Source organism: Streptomyces sp. NPDC004542 (assembly GCF_040610035.1).
GTDB lineage: Bacteria > Actinomycetota > Actinomycetes > Streptomycetales > Streptomycetaceae > Streptomyces.
In genome coordinates this window covers 145,948-152,401 of sequence record NZ_JBEXLP010000009.1, presented here as the reverse complement: position 1 = coordinate 152,401, position 6,454 = coordinate 145,948, and the positions used below count along the sequence as shown (strand labels likewise).

General features: G+C 70.7%; 5 protein-coding genes, 1 tRNA gene and 2 pseudogenes. 5 read left to right on the top strand and 3 right to left on the bottom strand.

The genetic code is table 11. The features are described 5' to 3' along the window. Positions 1–497, top strand: a 497-nt coding sequence (locus ABZX30_RS08565; RefSeq protein ID WP_355930490.1) for an IS3 family transposase, incomplete at its 5' end; no start/stop codon positions are given. 206 nt (positions 498–703) lie between these two features. On the opposite strand, the gene ABZX30_RS08560 is transcribed toward ABZX30_RS08565, so the two are convergent. The 3 genes from ABZX30_RS08560 to ABZX30_RS08550 all read right to left on the bottom strand — a co-directional run bounded on the left by ABZX30_RS08560 (position 704) and on the right by ABZX30_RS08550 (position 2,846). Then, positions 704–788: transfer RNA gene (locus ABZX30_RS08560), tRNA-Leu, on the bottom strand. A 292-nt stretch (positions 789–1,080) separates the two neighbouring features. Next, complete coding sequence (locus ABZX30_RS08555; protein ID WP_355930487.1) at positions 1,081–1,764, bottom strand: GntR family transcriptional regulator; 684 nt, start codon at positions 1,762–1,764, stop codon at positions 1,081–1,083. A gap of 134 nt (positions 1,765–1,898) precedes the next feature. After that, positions 1,899–2,846 (bottom strand): beta-ketoacyl-ACP synthase III, encoded by a 948-nt coding sequence (locus tag ABZX30_RS08550; protein ID WP_355930485.1) that lies wholly within the window; start codon positions 2,844–2,846, stop codon positions 1,899–1,901. Between the two features lie 249 nt (positions 2,847–3,095). Between ABZX30_RS08550 and ABZX30_RS08545 the strand changes: the two are divergent. From ABZX30_RS08545 to ABZX30_RS08530, 4 genes and pseudogenes are all read left to right on the top strand, one after another. Beyond that, a pseudogene (locus tag ABZX30_RS08545) lies at positions 3,096–3,228 on the top strand (Fe-S-binding domain-containing protein); the annotation flags it as partial. Positions 3,229–3,235: 7 nt separating this feature from the next. Continuing rightward, positions 3,236–4,084: a formate dehydrogenase accessory sulfurtransferase FdhD gene (fdhD, locus tag ABZX30_RS08540; RefSeq protein ID WP_355930482.1), complete on the top strand. Its 849-nt coding sequence runs from the start codon at positions 3,236–3,238 to the stop codon at positions 4,082–4,084. Positions 4,085–4,179: 95 nt separating this feature from the next. Further along, positions 4,180–4,371 (top strand): annotated as a pseudogene (locus ABZX30_RS08535) (NADP-dependent oxidoreductase); the annotation flags it as partial. Between the two features lie 168 nt (positions 4,372–4,539). Then, entirely contained in the window at positions 4,540–6,420 is a 1,881-nt protein-coding gene (locus ABZX30_RS08530) for an exo-alpha-sialidase (protein ID WP_355930479.1), read from the top strand. Positions 6,421–6,454 lie beyond the last annotated feature (34 nt).

Sequence of the window (6,454 nt, the reverse complement as noted above, 5' to 3'; positions counted from 1 at the left end):
CGGGCGACATGACGGAGATCGTCACCGAGGAGGGCAAGCTCTACCTCGCCACGGTCATCGACCTGTTCTCGCGGCGTCTGCTCGGCTACGCGATGAGCGCCCACCACGACGCCGGCCTGGTCGTGGCCGCGCTGAACATGGCAGCGGCCACCCGCGGCGGTGACGTCCGTGGCGTGATCTTCCATTCGGACCGCGGGAGTGAGTACGCCTCCCGGAAGTTCGCCGGCGCCTGCCGCAAACTGGGCGTCACCCAGTCCATGGGCCGGGTCGGCTCGTGCTTCGACAACGCCGTCAGCGAGGCGTTCAACAGCGTCCTCAAGGTCGAGTACGTTCACCGTCACACTTTCCGCACCCGCACCGAGGCGCGGATCAGGATCGCCACCTGGATCACCGACTTCTACAACACCCGCCGACTACACAGCGTGTGCGGGTTCAAGAGCTCGATCGACTACGAGAACGAGTACTGGGCCGGCCTCACCATGGGACTGGCTGCATAGGAAGGACTCCACAGTTCGAGGGGATTGACAGGCATGTCCTGTTTCCGCAGATGAGAGGCGCAGCACTCGGACCGCCACCGCACCAACCCCTCACCGAGCCGATCACGAGGCCCGAAGGCCCAGAAACGACGAAATACCGGCGAGTAACATGACTCGACCGGCAATTCGTGAACGCTTCGGGACGATCTCGTGAACGTCCCTCGTTGTGTCCGAGGGGGGACTTGAACCCCCACGCCCGATAAAGGGCACTAGCACCTCAAGCTAGCGCGTCTGCCATTCCGCCACCCGGACCAGGTGTCCGCCGCCGTACCGGAGGTCTTCCCCGTGGCGACACGGACAACAATACCAAGGTTTCGGAGTGCGTTTCACCTGCGTATCCACCGTGTGGGCGGGACTACCGGAGCCGGTCCGCCCACGGTCAGGAACCTTCACAGCGGGTGACCATCGTTTCACTCCCCGGTGGCCTCCGGCGTCACGGCGGGGGCGTCACGGCGGGGGCGTCACGGCACCTGGTTGTCCGGGAAGTTCCCAGGCAGCCGTTTCCGATCTCGCGGACGAGCGGCAGGGCCAACGGAGGCCTCCGTCAGGGCTTGTCGCACGCGTGGTACGACCGCCGGGTGTGCTCGGTGTGCTCGCGCATCAGCCGGGCGGCGCGCTCCTCGTCGTGGCCGGTGATGGCGGCGACCAGATGCTGGTGCTCCTCCCAGGACTGCTTGCCGCGGGACCGGGCCACCGGCGTGTAGAACCAGCGCACCCGGCGCTCGACCTGCCGGCCCAGCTCGGCGAGGACCGCGTTGCCCGACAGCTCCATGATCTTGGCGTGGAAAGCGGTGTTCAGGGCCACGGCTCCGGCGATGTCGTCAGGGTGGTTGGCGACGGCCGACATTCCCCGGATCAGCAGTTCCTCCAGGGCGTCGATGCCGTCGTCGTCCGCGTGGGCGGCGGCGAGCCGGGCGGCCTCGGCCTCCAGGAGCGTTCGGACCGTCAGGAGCTGGTCGGCCTCCTCCTCGGTCGGCTCGTGCACGAACGCGCCCTGGGCGGGCCGCAGATCGACCCAGCCGTCGATGTTCAGCCGCTGCAGCGCCTCGCGCACCGGCTGCCGTGACACCCCGAGGTGCCCGGCGAGTTCGCTCTCGACGAGGTGCTGGCCGGGCTGCAGCGCGCGGGTGGTGATGAGGTCGAGGAGCGCCTCGTAGACGCGGTCGCGCAGTGGGCCGGGCCGCTCGAGTCTGGGCACTGCTCCCTGCGGCAGTCCGGTCGACAACATCGCGGGTCCCCCTTCTCGGCACGCCGCCCGGCGCGGACGGTGTGCGGTGGGCGCCCGGTATCGGTTGTCCTTCGTCTACGGACTACGGCGCACAACCGTCCGTGGACCGTTGACCGGGCGCATGACTGGTGATCTCAAGGGCACCGTACGACCTGCCCGGCATAGGACAGGTTGCCGCCGAAACCGAACAGCAGGACCGGGTCACCGCCCGAGAGCGCGCCCCGCTCGACCAGTTTGGACAGGGCCATCGGAATGCTGGCGGCGGAGGTGTTGCCCGATTCGGTGACATCGCGCGCGACCACCGCGTTGACAGCGCCGATCTTCTCGGCCAGGGGTTCGACGATGCGCAGGTTGGCCTGGTGCAGGACGACGCCGGCGAGGTCCTCGGGGGTGATCCCGGCGCGTTCGCACGCCCGGCGGGCGAGGGCCGGCAGCCGTGTCGTGGCCCAGCGGTAGACACTCTGACCCTCCTGCGCGAAGCGCGGCGGGGTGCCCTCGATCCGTACCGCGTGGCCCATCTCCGGCACCGAACCCCACAGCACCGGCCCGATCCCGGCATCCTCCGCCGCCCGGGATGCCTCGACGACGACGGCCCCCGCCCCGTCCCCGACGAGGACGCAGGTGCTGCGGTCGGTCCAGTCGGTCACCTCGGACATCTTGTCGGCGCCGATGACCAGGGCACGGGTGGCGGCACCGGCGCGGACCGTGTGATCGGCGGTGGCCAGGGCGTGGGTGAACCCGGCGCACACCACGTTGACGTCTATCGCGGCGGGCTCCGGAATGCCGAGCCGGGCCGCGACCCGGGCCGCGGTGTTCGGGGAGCGGTCGATGGCCGTGGAGGTGGCGACCAGGACCAGGTCGATGTCGGCAGGGGTCACGCCCGCCGCGGCGAGGGCCTTTGCGGCCGCGTGCGCGGCGAGTTCGTCGACCGGCTCGTCGGGGCCGGCGAGGTGCCGGGTGCGGATTCCCACCCGGCTGCGGATCCACTCGTCACTGGTGTCGACCATGTTCGCCAGGTCCTCGTTGGTGAGCACCCTGGCGGGCTGGTGGTGGCCGATGGCGATGATGCGCGAGCCGTTCAACTGGGGTTCCCCTCGTTCGGCGTGAGCAGCGGGATGCACCAGTCTGGGCAGTGACTCACGGGTACGGCGGCAGGTGAAGCGACAGGAATCGGGCGTCCGTGTTGTCGGCTTCCGTCAGACCCTCGGACGCCCGAGCATGCATCCGGTGAACAGCCGGGTCGCCTTCCGCACGAGTTCGCGGACCCCGTACCCGAGCGGCGCTCCGTCTCGACGGCGCCGACGAGGCGGAGCCGGACCGGCTTCGACGCGGATCTCCGTGGAACACGACACGTGCAGGACAATGAGATCGTGAAGGTCACCTCCCCGCACGGCAACCCGGTGACCCGCGCGACCTCCGCAGCAAGGCCGTTTCGGCTACCAGCACGTACAGAACCGGGGCTGATCAGGACATGGGACGAGTCACGGAACGACGCAAGGTGATCCGCATCCGCGACGGGGCGGTGTCCGCCCGGCCGGACACGCTCGTCGCCGAGGAACCCCTGGAGATCAGGCTCAACGGCAAGCCGCTCGCGATCACCATGCGCACGCCGGGTGACGACTTCGCGCTGGCCGCAGGGTTCCTGGTGAGCGAGGGTGTCCTGGCCACCGCATCCGATCTGCTGAACATCGTCTACTGCGCGGGGGCTACGGTCGACGGTTCCAACACCTACAACGTGGTGGACGTGAAGACCGCGCCCGGCATCGCGCTCCCCGACTTCACGCTGGAACGGAACGTGTACACCAGTTCCTCGTGCGGGCTGTGCGGCAAGGCCAGCCTGGAAGCGGTCCGTACGACGGCCCGCTGGCCCATCGCCGACACACCCCCGATACGTGTCGCGCCCGACCTGCTCGCAGCCCTCCCGGACCGGCTGCGGGCGGCCCAGCGGGTGTTCGACCGGACCGGCGGTCTGCACGCGGCGGCCCTGTTCGACGAGGCCGGGGAGCTGCTGGACGTCCGCGAGGACGTCGGCCGGCACAACGCGGTCGACAAGCTGGTCGGCCGCGCGTTGCAGAACGGGGACTTGCCGCTGTCCCGTGCCGTCCTGCTGGTGTCCGGCCGGGCTTCCTTCGAGCTGGCGCAGAAGGCCGTGATGGCGGGCATTCCGGTGCTGGCGGCGGTCTCGGCGCCGTCCTCGCTGGCGGTGGACCTGGCCGCCGAGACCGGGCTGACCCTCGTGGGCTTCCTGCGCGGCCGCTCCATGAACGTGTACGCGGGCGAGGACCGCGTCGCTCTGCGGGCCGGGGCCGCCCAGGACTGACCGGCTCCCCGCCCCGGTCATGGGTTCCGCCGGCCGGTCAGGGTCCCCGCCGCAGCCGCTCGGCGCGCGCCACCGTCCCCAGCCGCGGAAAGTCCAGCGTGACGGTGATCGGGTTCCAGACGGCCCGGATCGCGCGGAGCCGGCCGGAGCTGTACGAGCGGTGGCGGCTCGCACTGTGGCAGCTGTTCACCGAGGGCAGGATCCGGCCCGCCGTGCACGGGGAATCCACGCTGGAGGACGCGGCCCGCGCCCACGGGGTCATCGAGTCGCGGAGCGACCTCGGCAAGTGGTGCTGCGCCCCTGCCCCGTTCGGCCGCCCGGGAAGTGGCCGCACGCTTCTTGTGGGGCGCACCAGCGCCAACTACCGTCAGGGAAGCGCACGTTGGACGTGGGATGTCCAGATGTCCAGAGATCCGGATAACCCGGGTCCAGGCGGATGAAGGGCAGGTCGCACCATGCCGTCAAGTGTTCGCGCACGCCCCAGACGCATCCTGGCCGCCGTTCTCACGGCGGCCCTGGTGCTCCTTGCGTTGTTGCTGCCGGCTCCGGCACAGGCCCGGCCTGCAGTCTCTGTGGCCGGCTTCGAACAACAGGTTCTCTTCAAGGCCTCGAGCGACCCCGGTTACGCCTGTTTCCGCATCCCCGCGATCGTGCGGACCACGGAGGGGACACTGCTGGCGTTCGCCGAAGGACGGGTCCTCAACTGCGGGGACGCCGCCGACATCGACATCGTGGTGAAGCGCTCCACCGACGGCGGCCGCACCTGGAGCCCGCTGCGGGTCGTCACCCGGGGAGCCGGTGACACGCACGGCAACCCGGCTCCCGTCGTGGACCGGGCGACGGGCCGCGTCCTGCTGGCGGAGACCTACAACACGGGCCGTACGGACAGCGCGAGCTGCCAGGTCCCCTGCGACCGCACACCGCATCTCCAGTACAGCGACGACGACGGCCTGACCTGGTCCGCGCCCCGCGATCTGAGCCCGGAGATCCTGCCCGGCGACTGGAACTCCTGGTACGCCACCGGACCGGTGCACGGCATCCAGCTCACCCGGGGCCGGCACGCCGGGCGGCTGGTGTTCGGCGTCAACACGGAGACCTGGAACGGCAGCAGAGTCACCGCCAACCACGCGGCTCTGATCGTCAGCGACGACGACGGCGGCCACTGGAGGGCGGGGGCCACCGACACCTGGCCGATCGCGGCCGACGGCACCTTCCGCCAGAAGCCGTCCGAGCTGACCCTCACCGAGCGCGCCGACGGCTCCGTCCTCGTCAGCGGCCGCGAACAGGACGGCACCGACCTCGGCCACCGCACCCAGACGGTCAGCCGCGACGGCGGCGACAGCTTCGCCGCCCCGTTCCGCGACCTCCCGGACCTCTACGCCCCCCAGGTGCAGGGTTCGACACTGCGCCTGGGCGACCGCATCCTGCTGGCCTGCCCGGGCGACCCGGACCGCCGCCGGACGATGATGATCCGCTCCTCCTACGACGGTGGACGCACCTGGGACAGCGTGGACCGCGGCACGGTCGTCACCGGGGACTGGTCCGGCTACTCCGACCTGGTCCGCGTCGGCCACGACACGGTGGGCCTGATGTACGAGGGCGGTGCGGTCGACGCCCGCGACGAGATCCGGTTCGCCCGCTTCACCGAGGACTGGCTCAACCCGCGCCGCGGCACCGACCCCACCACCGCCGACCGCGCTCCGCACGCCCCGCGCGCGGCCGTGCTGGGCGGCGCGGAGGAGACGGACGGCGTGTCGGGCGGTGCGCTGGTGTTCGACGGCGTCGATGACGCCGTACGACTGCCGTACCGGGCCCGACTGCCACTGGGCACCAAGGACTTCACGGCCTCGCTGTGGTTCCGCTACACCGCCGCGACCGGCGAGCAGCCGCTGCTCTGGATGGGTGGTATCGGCACCACCCAGCCCCAGGTGTGGTTGCGCGGCGAGCCGGACAGCGACCGCGTGCGCGGGCTGATCACCGTGCGGGACGGCGCGACCGCGGTGCGGACGGCGAGCGTGAGTATCGCCGACGCCCACAACGACGGCCTGTGGCACCACCTGGCGCTGCGGCGCGGCGGCGGCCGACTGACCATCTTCGTGGACGGTATGCAATCGTCCGTCGCCGATGTGCCGGGTTCGGTCAGCCGCAACTCCCCGTTCGGCGTCCACATCGGCCAGCGCATGGACAGCCGGGCCTTCTTCACGGGCTCCATCGACGACGTCCACGTCTGGGACCGGGCGCTGAGCGACGACGAACTGACCGGTCCTCGGGGGCCGGAGTCCACCGCGGACACCGTGCTGTGGCTGCCCCTGGACCACATCGGCAAAGGCCGCTGAACAGCCGGGAGCCCGGCAGCTCTCCACGACGTCA